Consider the following 23,668-nt stretch of genomic DNA (forward strand, 5'->3'; position numbering starts at 1 on the left):
CCCACTGTGGAATTTTATTTTTACCCAACCTTGTCCTTTTAGACATGTCTCAATCCCTTTTTCAAACCTTTTGGATCCAAGGCGGGCCCTATTTTGGACGCACACCGTTCCCCAAAATTTTTAGAGGTAACTGAAACGGCTAGGTGATCTTCAGTTTTATTAAGAAGATCAAACTCGAAGTCGGAAACTATCTCTTCGTTCGAGCCGGAGATCAACCTTAAAACAATCTCGAGCAGATTTCAAATCGAAGTTTTATCTTGATTCTTCAATCAGCACTCTTGAGTTTTAAGTATCTCACTGCCCTCGTCGGTGTCCCTTCTCAGGCAGCTCGAAGAACATTACTGCAATGAAGCCAAGATGCAAAATCGCCGGTGCGAAAGCTGTTGCAAGCCATTTCGCACCGGCGATTTAACGACATAAAACGCCTAGTCAGAGTATTACTTGACTATTTCTACGCCGCCAACAGTCTTCTTGCCCCTACGAAGCAATATGTACTTGCCGGCTAACAGATCTTCTTCGGAAATCTTTGCCTCGGCGTCCTCAACCTTGCGGTTGTTGACGTAAGCGCCACCCTCGCTAATAGTCCTGCGGGCCTGTCCCTTACTAGGAACTACCCCACTGGCAGCCAGTGCGTCCACGACGGAAGGAAGCTCCGAGCCACATTCCATCTTCTGTGTCTGTACCTCACCCATAACTGCGTCGAGTGTGGATTCGTCCAGCTCAGCTAGCTCTCCGCGTCCGAACAGGGCGGCTGCAGCCTTCTCAGCGGACTTCCTCAGATCCTCGCCATGAACCAGATCGGTGACGTCGTTAGCAAGAGTTCGCTGTGCAACCCTCTTATAGGGGGCCTCCTCAACCTCCCTGGCAAGCTCCTCGATCTCTTCCTTGCCACGCGGACTAAAGACCTTGAGCATCTCGATAACCTTCGAGTCCTCGGTATTCAACCAGAACTGATGGAAGGCATACGGGCTGGTTAGCTTGGGATCGATCCAGACAGTGCCGGACTCGGTCTTGCCGAACTTAGTGCCGTCCGCCTTGGTGAGCAACGGCGTCACAAGACCGTGGACTGTTGCCTGTTCGGTTCGTTTAATAAAGTTCGCACCGGCGGTGATGTTGCCCCACTGATCTTGGGCGCCGGTCTGAAGTGTTACACCATATCGCCTGTATAGCTCGCGATAGTCCATCGACTGCAGCAAGACGTAAGCGAATTCGGTAAAGCTGATGCCGCTTTCTAGCCTGCGGGCAACGACGTCTCGAGCAAGCATTCGGCTAACCGAGAAGTGCTTGCCGACGTCGCGCAAAAACTCAAGCGTCGGAATCTTAGAAACCCAGTCGTAGTTATTAACGACTATGGCTGCGTTGCTACCCGAGAAATCTACGTACTTCTTAACCTGCTCGCTCAGGCCTGCGGTCCATTCTTCAACCACCCCAGCGGGATTCATGGTGCGCTCGCCCGTTTGCTTCGGGTCGCCGATCATGCCAGTTGCACCGCCCACCAGCAAGATGGGACGATTTCCGGCTTCCTGGATCTTGCGAGCGACTAACAGCTGAACTAGGTGACCGATATGCAAACTAGCAGCGGTCGGATCGAAGCCCACATAAGAACTGATTGGCCCCGAATCCAGATGCGCTGCTAGCGCATCGATATCGGTGGAATCGGCGATGAGCCCTCGCCAGGTCAATTCATCCAGTAGTGCATTCACCTAGCCGAGCCTAGCGCAATTTGAATAATGCGCTAAGCCCCGATAGCAAGTTTCAACGGCGACGAGGCCCATTGTGCGTGATTCGCGACAACTTCAGATAGCTCAGCGAGCTGTGCCTTGACTGCCTCGGGAGCGGTTCCGCCTCTTCCGTTTCGGCTAGCCACGCTGCCTTGGATGTTGAGCACCTCGAGAACACCGTCATCGAGCTCGTCGGCGATCTCTCCCAGATCCTGCGGGGTGAGGTCTGACAATTCAATGTTCTTGGACTCGCAGTACTTAACGGTTAGGCCGGCGATGTCGTGAGCGCGAGCGAACGGAATTCCCTGCCGAACTAGGTGATCGGCGACATCGGTGGCCAGCGAGAATCCCCGAGGTGCGGCCTGCTCCATGCGTTCCGTGTCGAACGTCAGGGTCGAGACCAATCCCGTGATTGCAGGAAGCAAAATCTTCAGCTGATCGATGCCGTCGAAAACAGGCTCTTTGTCCTCCTGTAGATCGCGATCGTAGGCCAGCGGAAGACCCTTCAACGTGGACAACAGACCGGTCAGGTTACCGATCAAACGTCCGGCCTTGCCCCTAGCCAGTTCAGCCACGTCCGGGTTCTTCTTCTGCGGCATGATGGAGGAACCAGTAGACCAACGATCGTCCAACTTAGCGAAGCCAAATTCTGGGGTCACCCAGAAGATGATGTCTTCGCTCAACCTAGAAAGATCGACGCCAACCTGAGCGAGAACCCAGGCTGCCTCGGCCGTCAGGTCGCGAGACGAAGTGCCATCGATAGAGTTAGCAACCGAATTCTCGAAACCGAGCTGGGTGGCGACATAAACCGGGTCCAGACCCAGAGACGTGCCCGCCAAGGCAGCAGAACCATACGGGCTCTCGGCTAGACGAGCATCCAAGTCACGAAGCCTGGAGACGTCTCGAAGCAGCGGCCAGGCGTGGGCCAGAAGCGAGTGGCTCAGCAGAACCGGCTGAGCAGGCTGCATGTGTGTGCGTCCAGGCATGATTGCGCCAAAGTGCTTTTCGGACTGCCCCTTAAGCGCATCCACTACGTCCAGAATTTCCTGGCTTAAAACCCGAATCTGCTGACGCAAGTAAATTCTGATCAAAGTGGCGATCTGGTCATTACGAGAACGACCGGCACGCAGCCTGCCACCCAATTCGTCACCGACCCGCTCGATCAGAATTCGCTCGAGTGCACCGTGTACGTCCTCATCGGTATCTGCGGGACGCAACTTTCCGGCGGCTAGATCATCGAGCATAGAATCGAGGGCATCTTCCATCCGTTCCAGCTCGACCTGCTTAAGCAGGCCGGCTTTGGCGAGTGCGTGTGCGTGCGCCTTGGAAGCTGTGATGTCTAGATCCGCCAGCCGCCAGTCGAACTGGGTGGAAACGCTCAGCGCGAACATCGCCTCGGTCGGGCCACCCTCAAAGCGGCCACCCCACAAAAAACCTTCTTGGTGATCAGCGTTCACTATCGTCCTTTCGTAAAATTTGCGTTAGCGCGCCGCTAGTTCAACGAACCATTGCACGAGTTCCTGACCGCCGTCAGGTTTTTTAGAAATGACCATCACTGTGTCATCGCCAGCGATGCTGCCAAGGATCATCGGGTTAGCCACCCTATCGATTGCCGACGCGAAATACTGAGCGGCACCCGGCGGTGTCTTCAAGACAACCAGATTCGCCGAAGCGTCGGCGTAGATCAAAACCTCGGCACAGATCCTCGCCAGCCTGCTTTCCAACGCCGCGTGATCCGACGCCATTTCAGACCCCGGGCGGGCATAGATCAAAAGACCATTATCCGACCTGACGCGAACCGCGCCGATCTCCAATAGATCCTTGCTAAGCGTACTTTGCGAGACCTCGATGCCCTGTTCAGCCAGTAAATTGGATAGCTCGGCCTGAGAGCTGATTTTGTGGTTTGTGATCAGCTCCAGAATTATCCCGTGCCGCGCAGTCCGCGAGACAGCTTTACGTTTCATACTCAAGTTAATGTGCTCTCAAAGTTAGATTGACAGGCATTCAAAAATTATAAAGACCTACGCTTAACTATCTTAGACGCCAAGTTTTGCAGTACCGGCAACGAGCAAAGAAACACCCGACTCGAAGCCCGAATCGTCGATAGTTATCGAGTTTTTAGGCAGCACGGATAACTGCACGGCCTGTTGCCTAGCCTGCTCTTGACCAACATGGCCGAGGATAAAACTCAAGAAAGCTTTTGCGGCAGAATCGGGGGCGGGCAGGCTGGTTTCGTCCTCTAGCAAGTCGATCGCCTCGCTTAGAAGCCCCTTTGCGCCTAAGCCAACCGGCAGTGTCGCCGCGAGAAGATCCGCAGCGTCACGATGCCGCAGCAACGCGCGGCGAAGATTGAAGCACCATTCGCTGATAGTTACCGAGCTTTGCCTCTCTGAGAGGATCTGGTCTGCGACGCCCGCTAACAGCTCTTGCTTGTTGGCGAAGTGCCAATAAATTGAGGCCGCCTGGATACCGACGGCGTCCGCAACCCTGCGCATGGATAAGTCAGCGAGCCCATACGAATCGAGAATCTCGACCGCAGCGTCCACAATTGCCGTTCGGGTGTCTGCCATGGCCTAGATACTACTAAGGTGTGCAATATGAAATTTCAGCAGGCTAGCCGGCTCCAAGGCGTGCGATATGACGTCCGTGGCCGGAACATGGTCGCCGCTCAGGAAATGGAAGCCCGCGGCGAAAAAATCATGCACCTAAACATCGGAAACCTGAAACCGTTCGGTTTCGACACCCCAGCCAGTGTCCGTCGCAGCGTCATCGCTCACATGGAGCAGGCAGAAGGCTATTCCGATTCACAAGGTGTATACAGCGCTCGTACCGCAGTCGCGAACTACTACCAAACCAAGGGTCTCGACGTTGACGTCGACCAGGTTCTGTTGGGTAACGGCGTCAGCGAACTCATCTCGATCACCCTCCAGGCAATGGTTAATCCCGGCGATGAGATCCTCATCCCCGCACCCGATTATCCGTTGTGGACAGCTCAAACCACCTTGACCGGCGGCGTGGCAGTTCACTACCGCTGTGACGAGGAGAACGGCTGGAATCCCAACATCGATGACATTCGCTCTAAAGTTACCAACCGCACTAGAGCAATCGTCCTGATCAACCCGAATAACCCGACCGGTGCCGTTTACAGCAAGGAAGCAGTAGACGCCATCATCCAGGTGGCTCGTGAAAACGATCTGGTGGTTCTTTCCGACGAGATCTACGAAAAAATCATCTACTCCGGACAGCACACCTACGCTGCTAAGAGCGCGGGTAAAGACGTGCTGTGCATAACCTATTCCGGGCTGTCCAAGGCGTATCGCGCATGCGGCTACCGAGCCGGATGGATGGTCGCCACCGGACCGCTAGCCGACGCAAAGAGCCTTTTCGAGGGCATCAACCTGCTTGCAAACATGCGCATGTGCGCCAACGTCATGGGCCAGCACGCTATCCAGACTTGTCTGGGCGGAGTTCAGTCCATCGAAGACCTGGTTAAACCAGGCGGACGTTTCTACGATCAGACGAAACTATCCGCGCAACTACTCAACGAAATACCAGGAGTTAGCTGCGTACCTGCGAAAGGCGCCCTGTATCTGTTCCCCAAGCTCGACCCGGAACGCTACCCCATCGAGGATGACGAGGACTGGGCGCTTGGTTTGCTGCAGTCCAAGAAGATCTTGGTCAGCCACGGACGCGGCTTCAACTGGCCAGAACCCGATCACTTCAGGCTGGTCGCGCTTCTAGAAGAAAAGAAACTTCGAGATGCTATCGAGCGAATAGCTGACTACTGCGAAGAAACTCGCAGGGATTAAAACATAAAAAATAGCGGGCACGATCGGGCCCGCTATTTTTTTGCCTTGCAACTTAGGCGCGTTGAACCGCTCCGAGTTTATCTGCGGCCAGCTTCACTGCCCTGTTAAGGGCTTCCACGGCCTCGGACTCCTTAAGCGTGCGCTCTGGATGGCGGAAGCCTAGCGCGAACGCCAGAGACTTCTTGTTTTCGCCGAGCTGCTCGCCGCGGAAGACGTCGAAGAGACGAATGCTTTCTAACCACTCGCCTGCGCCCTCGGTCAGCACCTCCTGAACCTTGACCACGGGGACGTCCTCGTCTACGACAAGGGCGACGTCCTCCTTAGTCATCGGGAAGGCAGAGAGCGCGGAAACCTCGCCACCGTCGGGAGCGACGGCGATCAAGGCATCTAGATTGATTTCCAGCGCGCAAGCACGAGGAGGAAGTTCGTAGGCCTTGACCACATTCGGATGCAGCTCGCCGGCGTAGCCGATTACCTCTCCGCCTGCCAGCAGTTCCGCACAACGGCCGGGGTGCCACGGCGCGCGCTGGGCGTTTCGGCGTTCGAGCTTCAGCCCGGCAGCAGCCACCACGTTCTGGGCGAGGGCTACCGCGTGCGCCCAATCGGCCGGCACAGCGGGGCCACGCCAACTGGCAGGAACCCAGTTACCGGTCAAAAGCGCGCCTAGATACTTAGGCTGAGTCGGCACCGAGCTAAATAGCTCGTCAATTTCCTCATCGCTGGGGCGCTGACGCACCTTCGGCATCGGAGCGGCGTGCTCTTGGCCACCAGGGAACACCGAGCCGACCTCGAAAATCGCCAGGTCTGTTTGGCTACGAGAAACGTTCCTTGCTGCTGCCGCACACAGCCCCGGCAAGAGTGTCGTGCGAACATACGGCTGCGTATCAGAAAGCGGGTTAGCGAGCTTAACCATCTTGCGGCGCTCGTCGTCGGGCTCGACACCAAGCTTGTCCAGGTCAGCATCGCTGACGAATGGCAGCGAAAGCACCTCGACGAAACCACTGTCGGCCGCCGTTCGAATTATCGAGCGACGGGCCTTCTGCTCCTTAGTCAGCCCCCTGCCGGCGGTTGCCCTGGGCACGCGCGACTGCAGAGTGTCCATGCCAACCTTGCGGGCAATCTCCTCGACATAGTCGAACTTGTCGACCAGGTCGGCTCGCCAGGACGGCGGGGTCAGGGTTAATTCGTCACCCTCCTGCACGTCAACGCGCGCTGTGCGAAGCAGATCTGCCACCTTCTGAGCGGACACCTCGGTGCCGAGAATACGACCGGGCAGATCCGCTGCCATGGTCTGCTGCGGCATCTCTTTTGCCTTGCCGGCCACGGTCAATTTATCCGTTATTGTTGCACCGCCAAACTCCGCCAGAAGCTCGGCTGCGCGGCGAACGGCCGCGTATCCGAGCTGCGGGTCCACACTGCGCGCAAAACGAGTCGAGGCTTCGCTGGGCAGCTTGTGATGGCGGAATGTGCGGCCGATCGAAACCGGGCTGAAGTACGCTCCTTCGAGAACAATGTTCGTGGTGTCGTCCTCGACCTCGGTGGTCTGGCCGCCCATGACGCCTGCCAGCCCGATGGGGCCAGAGTCGTCGGTGATGAGAACGTCGTCAGCGGTTAGCTTGCGCTCCTGATCGTCCAAGGTGACCAGTTTCTCGCCGTCCTTAGCCTGCCGGACTACGATGGCTCCGCTAAGGCGGTCGGCATCGTAAGCGTGTAGCGGCTGACCGGACTCGATCATGACGTAGTTTGTGACGTCCACCGCCAAGGAGATGGAACGCATCCCGGCGGCAGCCAGCCGCGAAGCCATCCAAGTCGGAGAAGATGCCTTGGGGTCTAGCCCCTCGACAGTTAGCGCAACGAAGCTGGAGCAATTCTCGGTCTCGATACGGACCGGCTGACCAGTGTTCTGCTCGGACGGAAGCTTCTCTGCGTAAGGATCCTTGAAGTCGACGCCGAAAGCCTGCGCCACCTCGCGAGCCATACCCCTCATTGACAGCGCGTAGCAGCCAAGATCGGGGGTGACGTCGATCTCGAAGACCTCGTCGGACGCGTCCAAAACGGCCATAGCATCGTCACCGGGCTTGGCGCCGAGCTCCGGATCCAGAACGAGAATACCGGTGTGGTCCTCGCCGATTCCCAGTTCGTCGACAGCGCAGATCATGCCGTCGGAAATATGGCCGTAGGTTTTGCGAGCGGTGATCTCGAAACCTCCGGGCAGAACCGCCCCGGGCAGCGAGACGACAACCAAATCGCCAGGAGCAAAGTTGTGCGCACCGCAGATAATTCCGCGCGGTTCGTCCTCGCCGACATCAACCTGACACCAGCGAATTACCTTGCCGTTCTTCTGTTCCTTCTCACTGAACTCGAGCACCCTACCGACGACGATCGGGCCAGAAACATCGCCGATCTTTTCGATGCGCTCCACCTGCAGGCCAATGCGAGTCAAAGCCGCACCGATCTGTTCGGTCGTGACGTCTTCTGGAAGATCAACCAAGCTGTGTAGCCATTTAAGCGAAACCCTCATCGGGCGCCTCCAATCAGCGAACGAGAGAATCTGACATCGCCCTCGACGAAATCGCGAAGGTCGGGGGCGTTGTTCCTGAACATGACCGTGCGGTCGATGCCCATGCCGAACGCGAAACCGGTGTAGACGCTCGGGTCGATGCCTGCGGTCTCGAGAACGCGTGGGTTGACGATTCCACAGCCACCCCATTCGATCCAGCCCTCAGACTTACAAGTGCGGCACGGCTTTGCCGGGTTCCCAACGGATTCGCCGTGGCAGACGAAGCACTCAAGATCCATCTCAGCGCTGGGCTCGGTGAACGGGAAATAGTGCGGACGCAGCCTGGTCTTAATGTCGCCAAACATGGCTCGAGCCAGGTGGTCGAGCGTGCCCTTAAGATCTGCAAGGGTGATTCCCTTGTCGATCGCTAGGCCTTCGAGCTGGTGGAAAACGGGCAGATGCGTGGCGTCATATTCGTCCGCGCGGTAGACCTGACCGGGGCTGACGATATATAGGGGGACATCACGGGTCAGCATGGTGCGCATCTGAACCGGCGAGGTCTGGGTGCGCATCAGCAGGTGATTTTCGAGCGGCTCGACGAACAGTGTGTCCGACAGAGCGCGTGCAGGGTGATGCGGGCCCGTGTTGAGGGCATCGAAGTTCAGCCACTCCGCCTCGAACTCGGGGCCTTCAACGACCTCCCAGCCCATAGCCAAGAAGACATCGCACATGTCGTCGATCAGAGCGGTAATCGGGTGGATTGCACCAACCGGCGAAAGCTCAACTGGAAGAGTAACGTCGACATGCTCGGAAGCCAACTGAGCCTCAAGCTCTGCAGCCGCGAGCGCCTTAGCTCGCGCGGCGAGGGCCTGATTGACCGCTCCCCTGGACTGACCGATCAGCTTGCCGGCGGCCTTGCGCTGGCCAGGAACCAGCTTTCCAATTTCCCTGTTAGCCAAAGCCAGCGGAGACTTATCTCCCGCATGATCGGCTCGAGCCTTCTTGAGTTCTTCAGTCGAATTTGCGGCTTCGATTGCGCTCAGAGCCTCTTCGACGCACTTACCGATGAAGTCTGCATCCAGCGGTGAACCGGGAGCAGGAGTCGGCTTTGCATTCGGAAGATCAGGCGTCTGGAGCGGCACACTATTGCCTTTTTCTTGCCCGGACATGGGCGCTCCTTACAAAATTTTGAAACCTATAAAACGCTAGCTGGCAGGCCTAGACCTGCACGGTAAAGAATTCCCCTAGAAGCAGCTGCGCAAAGATTCGAGTCATGAGAACAACCTTAGCAGAACGAAATCTTGCGAATTTTTCACAAAAAATGCTGGACCTCACGACTGAGCGGATTGGGACGAAAATAGGCAGACCGCAGCAGCCGTACTCAAGTTAAGGCTCTCCGCCTTGCCCCTCATCGGGATGGAAGCTACCGCGTCGCATTGCGCTGAGATGTCTGCCGTAAGGCCCCAAGCCTCGTTACCGAAAACCCAAGCGGTTGGTTTAGACAAATCAAGACTATTGATTGATTCGCCCCCAGCATCGGCCGCTAAAACGTTTAGGCCTCGTTTATGTGCCCAATCGATCGCATCTGCAAATTCCACGTCGACGGCGATCGGAAGATGGAATATGCTGCCCACACTCGCTCGGACCGTCTTCGCGTTGGTCAACTCAACGGAATCGTTAGTGAAAATGACCGCATCCGCACCGAACGCATCGGCGCAGCGCACGACGGTACCGGCATTGCCAGGGTCACGAATCTGCGAGCAAATGACCACGAGTTTGGCTTGACCGATAGCCCCCAGCCCAACAGCAGGGTTGCGGCAAATCGCGAACACATCCTGCGTATTCACCGTCTGGGAGAAACCGGCAAGCTGTTGACGGGTGCCGACCAGCACCTCTAGGCCTTCGAAGTCGCCCGCAAAGCGCTCTATGTCATCGACAATTAGCGTCTCGACGAAACCATAATTCATCGCCTCGGAAACGGCCTGCATGCCCTCAGCAAGGAACAGGCCTGTGGCTGCCCGCTCCTTTTTGCGCAACAAAGCACGAACCGAGCGTGCCCGCGTCTTGGAAAGCGGGGTCACGCTCGGTTCGTTAAAAGCCTCAGAAGAGCTCAATTAAGCAGCCTTCGGCTGGTTATTGCGGGCAACCTCAACCAGCTTCGCGAAAGCGGCTGCGTCCTCGACTGCCAGCTGAGCCAGGACCTTGCGGTCGACCTCCACCTGGGCGTTACGCAGACCGTTGATGAAACGGTTGTAGGTCATGTCGTTAGCGCGGCAAGCAGCGTTGATGCGCTGAATCCACAGACGACGGAAATCGCCCTTCTTCTTGCGACGATCGCGGAATGCGTAAGTCGCAGAGTGCAGCATCTGCTCCTTAGCCTTGCGGTAGAGCCTCGAACGCTGACCACGGTAGCCAGATGCGGACTCCAGAACCTCGCGGCGCTTCTTCTTCGCGTTAACCGCGCGCTTTACGCGTGCCATATGTACTCCTTAAAACTTAAAATATTTGTTGGAATGCCTAGCAGCGCTTATGCGCGCTTCGACTTGGGCTTGTAACCGCCGAGCAGCTTCTTGGCCTTCTTCTGATCGCCAATGTTGTGCAGCGGGGCGTCAACATTCAGCGCGCGCTTGCGACGGCTGGACTTGTGCTCGTTCAAGTGGCCCTTGCCGGCGCGCTTGTGCATAACCTTGCCGTTAGCGGAAATCTTGAACCGCTTCTTGGCGCCAGAATGCGTCTTCATCTTAGGCATTGTTGCTCCTTTACCTTGAGGCGCTTGCGCGCCCACTTATTGGTCTTTCTAGGTATCTAGCGATCTACAACTGGATATCGGGATCCAAGTTGTCCGCCGGACCACGCTTCTTCTTGGGTTGGCCTGCAGCCTTAGCGCGCTGGGCGGCCTCGTACTGCTTGTCCGCTTCAGCGGCAGCCTTACGCTCGGCAGCCTTACGGTCGCGCTCCTCGTTGGTCTTCTTGCGAGCCTCGCTCTTCTTACGCGTGGGAGCCAGCACCATGTGCATGTTGCGGCCCTCCTGACGAGGTTTCTGCTCGATGGTTCCCAAATCGACAACGTCTTCAGCCAAGCGCTGAAGCAGTTCCCTGCCGAGCTCCGGACGAGACTGCTCGCGTCCGCGGAACATGATCGTGATCTTTACCTTGTCGCCGCCCTTTAGGAAGCGCTCAACGTGACCCTTTTTAGTGTTGTAATCATGCTCGTCGATCTTCGGCCTCAGCTTCATCTCTTTGATGACAGTATTAGACCGATTACGGCGGGATTCCCGAGCCTTCTGCGCGTTCTCGTACTTGAACTTGCCATAGTCCATAAGACGGCAGACCGGCGGCTTAGCCTGCGGGGCTACCTCGACCAAATCGAGGTTTGCCTCCTCGGCGAGATCAAGCGCCTGCTGCGTACGGACGATGCCAACCTGTTCACCGCTTGGCCCAACCAAGCGAACTTCCGGAACCCTGATTCGCTCGTTAACCCGAAACTCGTTGCTGATATTTCCTCCATCGTTCAGGCGCCCAGGCTAGGGGCACCTTATATCTTGCGAATTAACCCTCTTGCGTAAATTCTTTGAACAAAAAGAAAAGCCCCGCGCAAGCGAGGCTAACAAGGGTGCGTCGAAACGACGCTTCCTACGTTCGACCCAGCGACCGAAAGATCACTCAGGTGGAGTTTCCTCACTTGCTAAAAGCTGATCCTTTTTGAATCAACCCGTAGAGAATAACAAATTTCTTCCGCAGCCTCAAGATTGGCAAGCTGAACTTGCGTTAGCCGAACTACGGAGAAGATCAGTCAGGCTGATCTGAAATATTTTGTGCCCTCGATGGGATTCGAACCCATACTGGAGCGGGTTTAAGCCGCTTGCCTCTGCCGTTGGGCTACGAGGGCGATCTTTAAGAAAGCATAGCCAATGCTAGACCATCTAGCAGATCAGATTCACTTGCGATCAAAGGTTTGCCTACTTTGCGGGCAAGCTGGGCAACAATCAAGGAGCCCGCGCCTAGCACCTTCGCACGTTGCGGCGCGACCGGGCCGAGCGCCGCAATCTGGTCTGAGGTCATCTCGTTTAGCTCCTTCGAGATCCTCAACAAATTATCGACTTCGTGAGATGAACGATGAACTCTGGAACGATCGTAGGATTGGAGCCCCAGATCCAACGCCGCCATCGAAGTCACTGTACCCGCGACACCGATGAATGTGTTCACATCAGTTAGCCACGAAAGGTCATCTAGCTGTCGGTAGATTTCCTCATTTGCCGCATCCAGCTGCTCTTTAGTCGGACGATCGCTGTGCAGAAAACGCTCACGAATTCGTCGTGAACCGATATTCAAGCTGATCTTCTCGAATATTTTTCCGCTTGCGTCGCCTAGGACGAGCTCGGTTGAGCCGCCGCCAGAATCAACCACCAGCACAGGGTCGACGCATTCTTTTACGCTGGAGAGAACGCCGTTAAAAGATAGCTGAGCTTCTTCTTCGCCACTGATAAGTTCGGGAGCAAAACCCAGAATCCGTTCGGCAGGTACAAAAAAATCGTCGCGGTTTTCGGCGTCCCTAGAGGCGGAGGTGGCGACGAACCTAGCTTTTGTACAGCCATACTCACGGATCATCGGGGCGAATTCCCTCAGTGCGTCCAGCCCCCGCTCAATTGCGCCTTGATCGAATCTGCGGGTCTCATCTACGCCCTGACCAAGACCGACGAAACGCAGTTGCTTGACATGCTCTTTCAGGCAGCCCGCATCGTCAATGCTCGCGATGAAAATCCTGAAGGTATTCGTTCCAGCGTCCAATGCCGCAACAGTCTCATTCATCGATTGCTTCCGTCCTGCACGGATGCTCGCAAACGTCCCCGATCATTTCCAAGGCCATGTCTCCGATTGGGTTTACGCCCGGCCCCTTAGCAAGCGCGTGACCGACCAAAGCATGTAGGCACTTGACCCGATCCGGCATTCCGCCAGCCGTAATGTTTGCTATCTCCAGCACTTCGTCGCCGATCTCAGCGCCGAGTTTCGCGCGATCTTCTAGATAGGATTTGTGAGCTAGATTGTAAGCCTTAGCCAGCTCTTTATCGGTCTTCAGCAATTCAGTCCATTCGGCCATTATTCCACTGGCTTCCAGACGAGAACATTCCCTGACCATTCCAGGATGGCTCAGATAGTAGGTAGTCGGGAAAGGCGGTCCGCCATTGGGCAGACGAGGGTAAGTCACCAGGACGCCCGGAACGCCACACTTACAGCGCCAGGCTACGCCCGCTACCCCACGCACTGGCCTACCTAGCTGAATAGTCGCGATCCGCATGTCCTCGTCAGTTGCGGGTTCGTAATCAGCCATTGCCTTCCTCTCCTGGAGCTGGAACAGTCTTGATCTCTGGTTCTGCAGGGCTTGGATCGTCGGCCACCTCCACAGAAGTCCAAAGCTTAGCGAACCATGCACTGCCAATCCGCTCATTCTGCGGCAAAGACTCATCCTTTTGGATCTGAGCAACCGACCCGTAGGGCTGGCCATCGGGCCCAACCACCCTATAGCCTCGCTCACCCGGCAGCACCCATCCAAGCCTCTCGCGAGCCTGGGTTTTGACGTATTCCGGGTCTTCCCAGCGCTTAAGTTGATCCTCAAGGCTTTCGATGCGCTTTTGCGTGGTCACTATCTCTTGCTTAGCGTCTGCGATGTCTCGCCTAATTGCCAGAAAAACGCGTAGCGTATTCAAACCGCTAAACAGAAGCGCCGCGACGACGACAATCACCACGCCCATTCTGAACGTGAAGTGCCAGCCACGCCGAGTTTTTGCCTCGCCATTCTCCTGAGCTTGTGCAGCAGGAGCACTGACGGATCTCTTAGTGCGTGCAGAGCGTTCGGCGACTCGCCTAGCCGTTCGCACGGCAGGAGAGTCGGGACGTCTTGAACCGCTCGCATTTGTCACCTGATCAGCCTAACCCTAGACGTAAAACTGCCGAGCACCCCACACAGGGCACCCGGCAGTTTTTGAGCTTACTTTGGCTCAGTGGTTACCACTTGTCAGCGTCGAAACGCGGGAAAGCGCCGGCACCTGCGTAAACTGCAACCTCTTCGCCGAGCTCCTGCTCGATGCGAAGCAGCTGGTTGTACTTAGCGATGCGCTCGCCACGAGCCGGAGCACCCGACTTGATCTGGCCACAACCAAGAGCAACAGCCAGGTCGGCGATGGTGGTGTCCTCGGTCTCGCCGGAGCGGTGGCTCATCATGGTGCGGAAGCCATTGCGGTGGGCCAGGTTTACGGCGTCGATGGTCTCGGTCAGCGAGCCAATCTGGTTGACCTTAACCAGCAGAGCGTTAGCCGACTTCTCCTTGATGCCGCGGGACAGACGCTCAACGTTGGTGACGAAAAGGTCGTCGCCAACGATCTGGACCTTGTCGCCCAGGCGCTCGTTCATGGCGGCCCAGCCTTCCCAGTCTTCCTCGTCTAGCGGGTCCTCGATGGAAACCAGCGGGTAATCGACAACCAGTTTCTCGTAGTACTCGATCATTTCGGCGCTGGAGAGCTTCTTGCCCTCGAAGTTGTACTTGCCATCCTCGTAGAGCTCCGTGGCGGCGACGTCGAGAGCCAGGGCTACATCCTTGCCAGGCTTGTAGCCTGCAGCCTTAATCGCCTCTTCGATAAGGTCGAGAGCCTCGCGGTTAGTGTCGAGGTTCGGTGCGAAACCGCCCTCGTCGCCCAGACCTGTGTTCAGGCCCTTCTCCTTGAGGACACTCTTCAGCGCGTGGTATACCTCAGCGCCGATGCGGTAGGCCTCGGCGAAGGATTCGGCACCGATCGGAGCAATCATGAACTCCTGAATGTCAACGTTGGTGTCAGCGTGCTCGCCACCGTTGAGAATGTTCATCATCGGGACAGGAAGCAGGTTGGCGGTGGGGCCACCCAGGTACTCGTAAAGACGCAGATCTGCGGACTCGGCAGCAGCCTTGGCGACGGCAAGCGAAACACCGAGGATAGCGTTGGCACCCAACTTGGCCTTGTTATCGGTGCCGTCGAGCGCGAGCATAGCCTGATCGAGGCCACGCTGATCGGTAGCCTCGAAGCCGATGACCTCTTCGAGGATCTGGTTGTTGACGTTCTCAACAGCCTTAAGAACACCCTTGCCGCCGTAGCGGGACTTGTCGCCATCGCGAAGCTCGACTGCCTCGAAAGCGCCAGTCGAAGCGCCGGACGGAACCTGTGCGATGGCGTAAGCGCCATCCTCCAGGACAACCTCCACCTCGACGGTCGGGTTGCCGCGAGAGTCAAGGATCTCACGTCCGTTAATCATTTCAATCTGAGCCATAGGTTTTGCCTTCCTTTTGTTTGGCTTAATTTAGATGGACCTTAAAAATCTTGTCTGTGCCCAGCCTAGCCGTCAGCTAAGACAACCCTTACTGATTAGGCGGCCTTTAGGCACTCTTTCTTGTTAGGGCTGCTGCACCGGAACTTGTTGCATCCGCTGCGCGAGATCACGCAGGTAGCTCTCCGGTGGGCCAGCTAGCACACCGGGGTTGTCGATGATCATGTTGCGGTTGGCGTCCCACTTTCCGAACCGGGGATTAACCTTCACCTCAATGTTGGGGACGACAGCCCTCTGACCGCTGGCTTGCAGCTTCGTCATCACCTGGCTGAAGTATGCGACATCCATCAGGCCAGAACGGCACTGATCGTTATTCATCAGCACCTGAACGGCAGGATTCTGGGCGCGCAAGAAATCAAGCTGTTCCGATTCGCTGACAGAAATGTCGTTGACCTTGGCGACTTCCTGCCCGATCTTTCCGGACACCAGCCAGTTGATCATTTCGTATTTGGAAACGCCGGACCGTTCGCCAGCCTCTTGGCTAGCCTGTTCGCAACCCTGTTGAAGTTTAGTCACGTCGGAGGCGTCAATTTTGTTGTCGCCTACCTGAGCAGCCATGCCGGATGCGCCAGCGCATCCAGTAAGCAAACTAGCCAAAGAAACTAAACAGATTGTGGCTCGAAAGCGTAACTTCATGATTCCAGCATAGCGGCATGAAGTTACCAAGCAGAAACATTTGCCAAGCCTTAAGAAAGCTAATCCGCCTTCTTGCCATGATTCTTCGGCAACAGGATGCCCTTAACGAAATCGCTCGCCCAGGAGAGAATATCGTCATTCTCGTCTGGCTTGGGAACTAGCATCAGGTTGGTGGCTTCCTTAATCACTGTGCCCGGATAGAGCCGATCGAGACGCATCTTTCGGGAATCCGGCAGCCCCATCTTTTTACCGTCGCAGACCCGATCGAAAACGGGGGCGACTCTAACGGACCTCCCCTGCATGACGATCTCATGCAGGCCTGCGCTCTGGCAAAGTAGCCTGAATTTAGCGGTTTGCAGCAACCGCTTCGTCACGTCCGGCAGCGAACCGTAACGGTCCGCCATCTCGTCAGCCAAGGCGTCCACTTCTGCGTCATTCCTGACCGCGGCTATTCTGCGATACATCTCCAGACGCAGGCGCTCAGATTCGACGTAGTTCTCGGGAAGGTGAGCGTCGATAGGCAGCTCGATGCGAACTGGGGCTGCTTCCTCTTCGGCGCCCTCGCTCTTGAAGTTAGCCACTGCATCGCCGACCAGCCGCAGGTAAAGATCGAAGCCGACGTCTGCGATATGACCAGACTGCTGCGCACCAAGCAGGTTTCCGGCGCCGCGAATCTCTAGGTCTTTCATGGCGATTGCCATGCCAGCGCCAAGATCCGTGTTGGTGGCGAGTGCGTTCAGCCTTTCATGGGCGGTGGTAGTCAGCGGCTTGGACGGCGGGTACATGAGGTATGCATAACCGCGCTCCCTGCCTCGACCGACACGTCCCCTGAGCTGATGCAGCTGAGACAAACCCATCTGGTCTGCCCTATCCACGATGAGCGTATTTGCAGTTGAAATATCGATGCCGGCTTCAACGATCGTCGTCGCGACCAGCACGTCCGCCCGGCGTTCCCAGAAATCGACCATGACCTGTTCGAGCTGACGCTCGCTCATCTGACCGTGCGCGACGAGGATCCTCGCCTCCGGGATGGCTTTGCTTACCTCCGAGGCGACCTTTTCGATGTCCTGCACGCGGTTGTGAACATAGAACACCTGCCCTTCCCTGGCTAACTCGCGGCGAATCGCCGCTCCGACCTGGGCCCGGTCGTATGGTCCCACGAAGGTCAACACCGGATGGCGTTCCTCCGGCGGCGTGGCAATGGTGGACATCTCACGAATGCCGGTGATCGCCATCTCTAGCGTTCGCGGAATCGGTGTCGCGGACATTGCGAGCACGTCCACATTCACACGCAGCTTCTTCAACTTTTCCTTGTGCTCGACGCCGAATCGCTGCTCCTCGTCGATGATCACGAGTCCCAAATCTTTAACTTTTACCTTGTCGGAAAGGAGACGGTGAGTGCCGATAACCACGTCCACGGTGCCTGCGGCGAGGCCGTCCAAGGTCGCCTGAATTTCCTTCTCACTTTGAAACCGGCTCATCGCCTCTACGGTCACGGGGAAGCCCGCGTAGCGATTCGCGAAAGTCGAATAGTGCTGCTGAACCAAAAGCGTCGTCGGCACCAGAACCAACACCTGCTTGTTGTCTTGGACGGCCTTGAAAGCAGCCCGGACAGCAATTTCTGTTTTGCCGTAGCCGACATCTCCCGAAATCAGCCGGTCCATCGGGACCTCTCGCTCCATGTCTCGCTTGACTTCTTCGATGGCGGATAGCTGATCTGGGGTCTCCACATAGCTGAATGCGTCCTCAAGCTCATGCTGCCAGGGCGTATCAGGAGCGAAGGCGTGTCCCCTAGTCGCCTGTCTTGCCGCATAGAGTTTGATCAGGCCTGCAGCGATCTGTTTGACCGCCTTCTTAGCCTTAGCCTTGCGCTTCTTCCAATCTGCGCCGCCCATCTTGTCCAGCTGAGGTGATTCGCCACCGACATATTTCGTGATCTGGTCGAGTTGATCCATCGGCACGAACAGCCTGTCGCCCGGTTGGCCTCGCTTGCTGGGGGCGTACTCGAGCACCAGGTATTCCCTGGTGGCACCACCAATCGTGCGAGCAGCCAGTTCGACAAAACGTCCAACACCATGTTGCTCGTGAACAAGCAGCTCCCCTGCCTTTAGGTCCTCTACAACGACCTGATTCTTCCGCCTGCTCGGCATCTTGCGTCGAGACTTGTCAACGGATCTTGTCTCGGTCATGTCGCCGCTGGCGTGCACTACAAGATTGACATCGGGCAATCTGAAGCCTCGATGCAACTGGCTGCAGAAAATCGTGACGATGTTCTTTTCAGGGGTTTCAGGCAACTCCTCGACGAGCTTTGAGCCCACCTCGTGCCCACTGAGCAGCTCAGATATCCTCGAACCGAGGCCCTTACCCTCGACGCTAAACAGCGTGGTCACACCCGAGCGAACCTCGTCGGCAATCGACTCGATCGCCTTGTCCACCTCGCCTCGCCAATTGGGCAACTCTTCGATTTCTAGGTGCTTTTCCGTCTCGGTTTCCTCGGCATCTGCGGCGAACGGGCTTAGCGTCCACCAGCCGAGGCCTCGGGAAAGAGCATGAGCGCGCACATCCACTAACTCCTGATATGCACTCGCAGAAAGATCGATCGGCGCCTTGCCACCATCTGCCGCCGCTGCCCAACCTGCATGTAAAAATTCCTGGCTTGTCCGAACCAGATCCTCTGCCCTAGTGCGAACCAGTTCCGGGTCGGCAACCAAGACGAGTGTGTCCTTAGGCACAACGTCCACGAGCAATTCGAGCTTGTCAACCAGCGCTGGGAGCAGAGACTCCATGCCCTCGGCCACCTGCCCCTCGGCAATCTTGCCGAGCATGTCGGAAAGCTCTGGCTGCGTCTCGATCAGATCCGCAGCGCGATTACGTACGTCATCAGTAATGAGCAGCTCGCGGCAAGGTGAAGCGACCACCTCGTCGATTGTTTCGTCGCTGGAGCGCTGATCGGCAACGGAGAAGAAAGTTATCGAGTCAATTTCGTCGCCGAAAAAATCGACACGAACCGGGTGCTCGAGAGTTGGCGGGAACACGTCGGCGATGCCACCACGAATCGCGAACTCGCCACGGCGCTCAACCAGATCGACGCGCGCATATGAGGCGTTAACCAGGTCTTGGGCCAATTGATCCAGAGGATATTCCTGACCAACTTCGAACTTAACCGGAGAGATAGCGCCCAACCCGCTGACCTGGGGTTGCAGCATTGCGCGCACGGGCGCAACGACCACCTTCGGGACAGGCATCTCGTCGTTGCCGCAAAGCCGACGTAGCACCGCCAGGCGCTTACCCACGGTGTCCGAGCGTGGGCTGAGACGCTCGTGCGGCAAGGTTTCCCAAGCCGGGTAATAGCAAACATTATCCTCACCCAACAGCGAAGAGAGCTCGCCAGCCTGCTGCTCGGCCTCGCGGAACGTGGAAGTCACGTAAAGAATAGTTCTATCAGTGTGTTCGTTCAGGGCGGTCGCTAAAACGGAACGCGCAGGGCGAACGCAAGTGAAATCGAGTGCAGGAACACCCGCCCTAGCATCCTCCAGGCAGGACGAAACGCTGCGGTGCGCGCAAAAAGATTTGATTAACCCACTAAGCCTGAGAGCAGAAGACACGAACCCAGTTTAAAACACGAGGCCAACAGGCCTAACTGTTGAACCTGTTCTGGGCCTGGGCCAGCCCATCGTTGATGATCGTCTCGCATGCGTCGGCCGCCAGCGCGATCTGAATTTCTAGCTCGGTTCGTTCCCTAGCGGCGAACTTTCCGAGAACGTAGTCTGCACCGGGCATTCGCCCAGGTGGACGACCGATGCCGAACCGGACACGGTAGAAGTCTCCGGTTGAAAGATGAGCACGAACGGACTTAAGCCCATTGTGGCCGTTGTCGGAACCACCCGACTTCATCTTGAGCCTACCAAGATCCAAGTCGAGCTCGTCGTGAACAACGATCACATGGTCTGCCGAAATGTTGTTAAACCTAGCCAGCGAGCCCACGGCCTGACCGGACTCGTTCATGTATGTGAGTGGTTTAACTATAAGTAGGCTTTCGCCTGGAATAACGCCGAGGCCGCTGGGGGAAATAACCGTCTTAGCGACCTCAGCGCGAGAGTTCCTGGCCGCCGTGAAGCTCGCCCGAGCACGTCGGGCAAGCTCATCGGCGACCATGAAGCCAACATTGTGCCTGGTCGAATCGTACCTCGGGCCGGGGTTACCCAGCCCAGCAATCAACCAGGTCATGATGCATAGCTCCTTAAGGAAATTACTCTTCGTCAGCGGACTCTTCGGCCTCGGCTTCTGCCTCAGCCTCTTCGCCCTCTTCCTCAGCCGAGGTCTCGGGAACTGCGTCCGGAACGCTGATCGAAACGACCAGAGTCTCGGGATCCTCTTCAAGCTGAACGCCTTCAGGCAGCTCGATGTCGCCCGCGACAACCTGGTTATCCAGGTTGAAGCCAGCAACGGAGATCTCGACGTCGCGAGGAATGTTGGTTGCCTCGGCGCTAACGGTCAGCTCGCCGCGCTCGGTGTTAACAACCAGCGAAACGTCTTCCAGCTTGTCCTCGTCAACGATGATGATCGGAATTTCGACGGTGACGCGCTCGCCACGCTTAACCATAATCAGGTCTACGTGCTCGATTTCGTACGTAACCGGGTGACGCTGAATCTGACGCGGCAGAGCCAGCTGCTGCTCGCCATCTTCCAAGTTGAGGGTAAGCAGCGCGTTCGAGTTACGCAGAGCCAGCATGGTCTGGTGACCAGGCAGGGCTACGTGAACCGGATCAGAGCCGTGGCCGTACATAACGGCAGGAATCTTGTTTTCGCGACGGATACGACGCGCGGCACCCTTACCGAACTCGGTGCGAGTTTCGGCGTCGAGAAGAATTTCGTTAGCCATAGTTTCTCCTAAATAAGAATTTTCAGATGGGAGAAGCTGGAAGCCACAGTCATCGTGGCAAGATAAGATATCCGCCAGTCGATAACGGGCGGCAAAGCCCCTCGCCAAGCAATAGGAAACGATAGCGTGCGAAAGCCGAGGCAACCAAATCTGGCGCCTCGGCTTTCATGTTTAGTTCTAGTTCTTAGCGAATTCCATCCGGGAAGAGAGATGCCACCGAGCCGTCCTCGAAAACTTGGTGGATCGCCTTAGCGATCAGCGGTGCGATGGACAGAACAGTCAGGTTCGGGATATCGATGTCCTTGCGGATTGGCAGGGTGTTGCTGAAGATGATCTCGTCAAAACCCGCCTCGCGAAGGCGCTGCGGAGCAGGATCGGAAAGAACAGCGTGCGTCGAAGCACAGAGCACCTTCGCAGCACCGTGCTCGCGAAGCGCCTGAGCCGCCTGGCAGATAGTTCCGGCGGTGTCTACCATGTCGTCGACTATCAGACATGTGCGTCCCTCAACCCGGCCGACGACCTCGTGCACCTTGACCTGGTTAGCAACGGTGGGATCGTGACGCTTGTGGATGATGGCCAGCGGCGCGTGCAACCGATCGCTCCACTGATCGGCAAGACGCACACGGCCCGCGTCCGGGCTGACGATCGTCATGTTTTCGGTCTCGTAGTTCTCGGCAACGTAATCGGCCAGAACCGGCATCGCGGTCAGGTGGTCCAGCGGACCGTTGAAGAAGCCCTGAATCTGCGCAGTGTGCAAGTCGACGCTCATGATTCGGTCTGCACCAGCAGCCCAATAAAGGTCTGCAACGAGACGAGCAGAAATTGGTTCGCGACCTAGGTGCTTCTTATCTTGACGGGCGTAGGGATAGAACGGCGCAACCACGGTGATCCTCTTGGCAGATGCGCGCTTCAGCGCGTCCACCATGATCAACTGCTCCATCAGCCATTCGTTAATCGGCGCCTGATGAGACTGGATGACGAACGCGTCAGAGCCGCGAACCGACTCTTCGTAGCGCACGTAGATCTCAGAATTTGCGTATGTAATCAACCTAGAGGGCGTCAGCTCCACGCCCATCTCTTTTGCAATCTCTTCAGCTAACCCAGGATTCGATCGCCCCGAAAAAAGCATTAGATGCTTTTTCGTCGGTTTCTTTACTCCGGTCACGCCATGCTCCCTAATGTTCAAATTCCCCGGCAACGAAGCCGCTCTAAGCAGTCACTATTTTGGGTCTTCAACCCAGTGAGTGCCAACTTTTAATCTGCTTTTTCAGTTTTCGTCGATTTTTCTGCAGCTTTTGCTGCCTTACTTCCCGGCCTAGTGCGAGGCACCCAGCCTTCGGAGACGTGTTCCCTAGAGCGGGCAATGCCCAAAGCACCGGCGGGAATGTCATTGGTCACCGCTGATCCGGCTGCTACGAAAGCGCCGTCCCCGACGGTTACGGGGGCGACCAGCACCGAATTGGAGCCGATGAATACCTCATCTCCCAGGGTAGTCTTCGACTTGTTGAAGCCGTCGTAATTGGCAAAAATCGTTCCAGCTCCAATATTTACGCCAGAACCAATGTTGGCGTCTCCGCAGTAAGTAAGGTGCGGAACCTTGGAGCCTTCGCCAATGTGCGCGTTTTTGGTCTCGACGAACGAGCCGATCTTGCCACCGTTACCCAGGGTGGTGCCTGGACGCAGCCTACTGAATGGGCCGACCTCACAGTTTTCGCCAATCACAGCCAACTCGCCGTGTGTACGAATGACGTGCGAGCCTTTACCAATCTCTACGTCGCGCAGGGTGGTGTCTGGGCCGACAACTGCATCGGATTCAATCTTGGTAGCGCCAAGCAACTGAGTGTTCGGCAAAATCGTGACGTCCTCAGACAGCTCCACGTCAGTCTCGATCCAGGTGGTCAACGGATCGACGATTGTGACGCCCTCGCGCATCCAGCGCTCACAGATTCGTCGGTTTACCTCTGCGTTCATGGCCGCGAGTTGCACGCGGTCGTTCACGCCCTCGGTCTGCCAGACATCGTCGGTGACCAGCGCACCAACACGCTTGCCCTGACTGCGCGCGTAACCGATGACATCGGTTAGGTACAGCTCTCCTTGAGCGTTGTCTGCCTTCAAAGAGCCGAGACCGTCGCGCAGCGTCACTGCATCGAAAACGTAGATACCGGAGTTGATCTCGTCGATCTTCAGCTCTTCCTCGGTGGCGTCCTTGTGCTCGACAATCTTCGCCACCTCTTCGCCAACGCGAACTACCCTGCCGTAGCCGGTTGGGTTAGGAACGCGCGCGGTCAACACGGTGACAGCGTTGTGCTGGGCACGGTGGGCGTCGACGAGGTCGGAAAGCGTGTCGGAATCGAGCATCGGAACATCGCCATAGGTGACGATGATCTCGCCGGTTGCGTCGCCCAAGCTAGTGATGCCACATTGCACCGCGCCACCCGTGCCGTTTCGCTCGGGCTGCAACGCAACTTCGACGTCAGGCCAGTCTTTCGACAGGATTTCTTCCACCTGCTCGCGGAGGTGACCGACCACGACCACCAGGTGCTGAGGAGACAGCGCCTTCGCCGCGGAAACCGCGTAACTGAGCATCGGTCGGCCGGCAACCTCGTGAAGAAGCTTAGATTTTGCTGATTTCATCCGAGTGCCACCGCCGGCAGCCAAGACGATAACCGCTGAAACCTGGTGATCTTGCATTCGTTCTCCCCTGTTAGGCGTATACCTTTCAGTATTTTAGCTACCTGCACCGACAACAAAACCCGACAGCAGCAAA

At 56.8% G+C, this 23,668-nt stretch carries 21 protein-coding genes and 1 tRNA gene; 1 reads left to right on the forward strand and 21 read right to left on the reverse strand.

The features are described from left to right. Positions 1 to 437: 437 nt before the first annotated feature. The 4 genes from tyrS to HMPREF1255_RS00035 form a co-directional block, all read right to left on the reverse strand. The gene (tyrS, locus tag HMPREF1255_RS00020) at positions 438 to 1,703 is read right to left on the reverse strand and encodes a tyrosine--tRNA ligase (RefSeq protein WP_016455650.1); all 1,266 of its coding nucleotides are present in this window, start codon (positions 1,701 to 1,703) and stop codon (positions 438 to 440) included. A 32-nt stretch (positions 1,704 to 1,735) separates the two neighbouring features. Further along, on the reverse strand, positions 1,736 to 3,178 hold the full coding sequence (gene argH / locus HMPREF1255_RS00025) for an argininosuccinate lyase (protein WP_024110487.1): 1,443 nt from the start codon (positions 3,176 to 3,178) through the stop codon (positions 1,736 to 1,738). Positions 3,179 to 3,202: 24 nt separating this feature from the next. Next, the gene (gene argR, locus HMPREF1255_RS00030) at positions 3,203 to 3,685 is read right to left on the reverse strand and encodes an arginine repressor (RefSeq protein ID WP_016455648.1); all 483 of its coding nucleotides are present in this window, start codon (positions 3,683 to 3,685) and stop codon (positions 3,203 to 3,205) included. A 72-nt stretch (positions 3,686 to 3,757) separates the two neighbouring features. Then, positions 3,758 to 4,291 (reverse strand): TetR family transcriptional regulator, encoded by a 534-nt coding sequence (locus HMPREF1255_RS00035; RefSeq protein WP_024110444.1) that lies wholly within the window; start codon positions 4,289 to 4,291, stop codon positions 3,758 to 3,760. 27 nt (positions 4,292 to 4,318) lie between these two features. On the opposite strand from HMPREF1255_RS00035, the gene HMPREF1255_RS00040 reads away from it, so the two are divergent. Then, the gene (locus HMPREF1255_RS00040; RefSeq protein WP_016455646.1) at positions 4,319 to 5,530 is read left to right on the forward strand and encodes a pyridoxal phosphate-dependent aminotransferase; all 1,212 of its coding nucleotides are present in this window, start codon (positions 4,319 to 4,321) and stop codon (positions 5,528 to 5,530) included. A 52-nt stretch (positions 5,531 to 5,582) separates the two neighbouring features. Here HMPREF1255_RS00040 and pheT read toward each other — a convergent pair whose 3' ends face one another. The 17 genes from pheT to glmU form a co-directional block, all read right to left on the reverse strand. Then, positions 5,583 to 8,051, reverse strand: a complete 2,469-nt coding sequence (gene pheT / locus HMPREF1255_RS00045; RefSeq protein WP_024110455.1) for a phenylalanine--tRNA ligase subunit beta — start codon at positions 8,049 to 8,051, stop codon at positions 5,583 to 5,585. Further along, a complete protein-coding gene (gene pheS / locus HMPREF1255_RS00050) occupies positions 8,048 to 9,199 on the reverse strand; it encodes a phenylalanine--tRNA ligase subunit alpha (RefSeq protein ID WP_024110406.1) in 1,152 nt (383 codons plus the stop codon). The genes pheT and pheS overlap by 4 nt, the downstream gene beginning before the upstream one ends. Before the next feature lie 162 nt (positions 9,200 to 9,361). Next, the gene (locus HMPREF1255_RS00055) at positions 9,362 to 10,144 is read right to left on the reverse strand and encodes an RNA methyltransferase (RefSeq protein WP_016455643.1); all 783 of its coding nucleotides are present in this window, start codon (positions 10,142 to 10,144) and stop codon (positions 9,362 to 9,364) included. Beyond that, positions 10,145 to 10,510, reverse strand: a complete 366-nt coding sequence (gene rplT, locus HMPREF1255_RS00060) for a 50S ribosomal protein L20 (protein WP_016455642.1) — start codon at positions 10,508 to 10,510, stop codon at positions 10,145 to 10,147. Between the two features lie 47 nt (positions 10,511 to 10,557). After that, positions 10,558 to 10,779 (reverse strand): 50S ribosomal protein L35, encoded by a 222-nt coding sequence (rpmI, locus tag HMPREF1255_RS00065; protein WP_016455641.1) that lies wholly within the window; start codon positions 10,777 to 10,779, stop codon positions 10,558 to 10,560. A gap of 64 nt (positions 10,780 to 10,843) precedes the next feature. After that, entirely contained in the window at positions 10,844 to 11,545 is a 702-nt protein-coding gene (gene infC, locus HMPREF1255_RS00070) for a translation initiation factor IF-3 (RefSeq protein ID WP_081636639.1), read from the reverse strand. 301 nt (positions 11,546 to 11,846) lie between these two features. Then, positions 11,847 to 11,919 (reverse strand) — tRNA-Leu (locus HMPREF1255_RS00075). A 5-nt stretch (positions 11,920 to 11,924) separates the two neighbouring features. Beyond that, the gene (locus HMPREF1255_RS00080; RefSeq protein ID WP_024110410.1) at positions 11,925 to 12,839 is read right to left on the reverse strand and encodes a Ppx/GppA phosphatase; all 915 of its coding nucleotides are present in this window, start codon (positions 12,837 to 12,839) and stop codon (positions 11,925 to 11,927) included. After that, positions 12,832 to 13,359, reverse strand: coding sequence for a DUF501 domain-containing protein (locus HMPREF1255_RS00085; RefSeq protein ID WP_024110450.1), 528 nt, complete (start codon positions 13,357 to 13,359; stop codon positions 12,832 to 12,834). The genes HMPREF1255_RS00080 and HMPREF1255_RS00085 overlap by 8 nt, the downstream gene beginning before the upstream one ends. Beyond that, positions 13,352 to 13,948: a septum formation initiator family protein gene (locus HMPREF1255_RS09260; RefSeq protein ID WP_024110488.1), complete on the reverse strand. Its 597-nt coding sequence runs from the start codon at positions 13,946 to 13,948 to the stop codon at positions 13,352 to 13,354. Before HMPREF1255_RS09260 ends, HMPREF1255_RS00085 begins: the two co-directional genes overlap by 8 nt. 85 nt (positions 13,949 to 14,033) lie before the next feature. After that, positions 14,034 to 15,326, reverse strand: a complete 1,293-nt coding sequence (eno, locus tag HMPREF1255_RS00095) for a phosphopyruvate hydratase (RefSeq protein WP_024110439.1) — start codon at positions 15,324 to 15,326, stop codon at positions 14,034 to 14,036. A 123-nt stretch (positions 15,327 to 15,449) separates the two neighbouring features. Next, on the reverse strand, positions 15,450 to 16,019 hold the full coding sequence (locus HMPREF1255_RS00100) for a hypothetical protein (RefSeq protein WP_016455635.1): 570 nt from the start codon (positions 16,017 to 16,019) through the stop codon (positions 15,450 to 15,452). Between the two features lie 59 nt (positions 16,020 to 16,078). After that, positions 16,079 to 19,624, reverse strand: a complete 3,546-nt coding sequence (mfd, locus tag HMPREF1255_RS00105) for a transcription-repair coupling factor (protein WP_024110485.1) — start codon at positions 19,622 to 19,624, stop codon at positions 16,079 to 16,081. Positions 19,625 to 19,655: 31 nt separating this feature from the next. Further along, complete coding sequence (gene pth, locus HMPREF1255_RS00110; RefSeq protein WP_024110423.1) at positions 19,656 to 20,246, reverse strand: aminoacyl-tRNA hydrolase; 591 nt, start codon at positions 20,244 to 20,246, stop codon at positions 19,656 to 19,658. Positions 20,247 to 20,268: 22 nt separating this feature from the next. Continuing rightward, positions 20,269 to 20,901 (reverse strand): 50S ribosomal protein L25/general stress protein Ctc, encoded by a 633-nt coding sequence (locus tag HMPREF1255_RS00115; protein ID WP_024110492.1) that lies wholly within the window; start codon positions 20,899 to 20,901, stop codon positions 20,269 to 20,271. 184 nt (positions 20,902 to 21,085) lie between these two features. Beyond that, positions 21,086 to 22,030: a ribose-phosphate diphosphokinase gene (locus tag HMPREF1255_RS00120; protein ID WP_036916623.1), complete on the reverse strand. Its 945-nt coding sequence runs from the start codon at positions 22,028 to 22,030 to the stop codon at positions 21,086 to 21,088. 125 nt (positions 22,031 to 22,155) lie between these two features. Next, a complete protein-coding gene (gene glmU / locus HMPREF1255_RS00125; protein WP_016455630.1) occupies positions 22,156 to 23,592 on the reverse strand; it encodes a bifunctional UDP-N-acetylglucosamine diphosphorylase/glucosamine-1-phosphate N-acetyltransferase GlmU in 1,437 nt (478 codons plus the stop codon). Positions 23,593 to 23,668: the final 76 nt, after the last annotated feature.

The organism is Propionimicrobium sp. BV2F7, assembly GCF_000510445.1.
In the GTDB taxonomy this organism is placed as follows: domain Bacteria; phylum Actinomycetota; class Actinomycetes; order Propionibacteriales; family Propionibacteriaceae; genus Propionimicrobium; species Propionimicrobium lymphophilum.

Bases quoted from the DNA above. Each gene is read 5' to 3' on its own strand.
- argR (WP_016455648.1), bottom strand. From the start codon at position 3,685: ATGAAACGTAAAGCTGTCTCGCGGACTGCGCGGCACGGGATAATTCTG.
- HMPREF1255_RS00035 (WP_024110444.1), bottom strand. From the start codon at position 4,291: ATGGCAGACACCCGAACGGCAATTGTGGACGCTGCGGTCGAGATTCTC.
- HMPREF1255_RS00040 (WP_016455646.1), top strand. From the start codon at position 4,319: ATGAAATTTCAGCAGGCTAGCCGGCTCCAAGGCGTGCGATATGACGTC.
- pheT (WP_024110455.1), bottom strand. From the start codon at position 8,051: ATGAGGGTTTCGCTTAAATGGCTACACAGCTTGGTTGATCTTCCAGAA.
- pheS (WP_024110406.1), bottom strand. From the start codon at position 9,199: ATGTCCGGGCAAGAAAAAGGCAATAGTGTGCCGCTCCAGACGCCTGAT.
- rplT (WP_016455642.1), bottom strand. From the start codon at position 10,510: ATGGCACGCGTAAAGCGCGCGGTTAACGCGAAGAAGAAGCGCCGCGAG.
- rpmI (WP_016455641.1), bottom strand. From the start codon at position 10,779: ATGCCTAAGATGAAGACGCATTCTGGCGCCAAGAAGCGGTTCAAGATT.
- HMPREF1255_RS00080 (WP_024110410.1), bottom strand. From the start codon at position 12,839: ATGAATGAGACTGTTGCGGCATTGGACGCTGGAACGAATACCTTCAGG.
- HMPREF1255_RS00085 (WP_024110450.1), bottom strand. From the start codon at position 13,359: ATGGCTGATTACGAACCCGCAACTGACGAGGACATGCGGATCGCGACT.
- eno (WP_024110439.1), bottom strand. From the start codon at position 15,326: ATGGCTCAGATTGAAATGATTAACGGACGTGAGATCCTTGACTCTCGC.
- HMPREF1255_RS00100 (WP_016455635.1), bottom strand. From the start codon at position 16,019: ATGAAGTTACGCTTTCGAGCCACAATCTGTTTAGTTTCTTTGGCTAGT.
- pth (WP_024110423.1), bottom strand. From the start codon at position 20,246: ATGACCTGGTTGATTGCTGGGCTGGGTAACCCCGGCCCGAGGTACGAT.
- HMPREF1255_RS00115 (WP_024110492.1), bottom strand. From the start codon at position 20,901: ATGGCTAACGAAATTCTTCTCGACGCCGAAACTCGCACCGAGTTCGGT.
- HMPREF1255_RS00120 (WP_036916623.1), bottom strand. From the start codon at position 22,030: ATGCTTTTTTCGGGGCGATCGAATCCTGGGTTAGCTGAAGAGATTGCA.
- glmU (WP_016455630.1), bottom strand. From the start codon at position 23,592: ATGCAAGATCACCAGGTTTCAGCGGTTATCGTCTTGGCTGCCGGCGGT.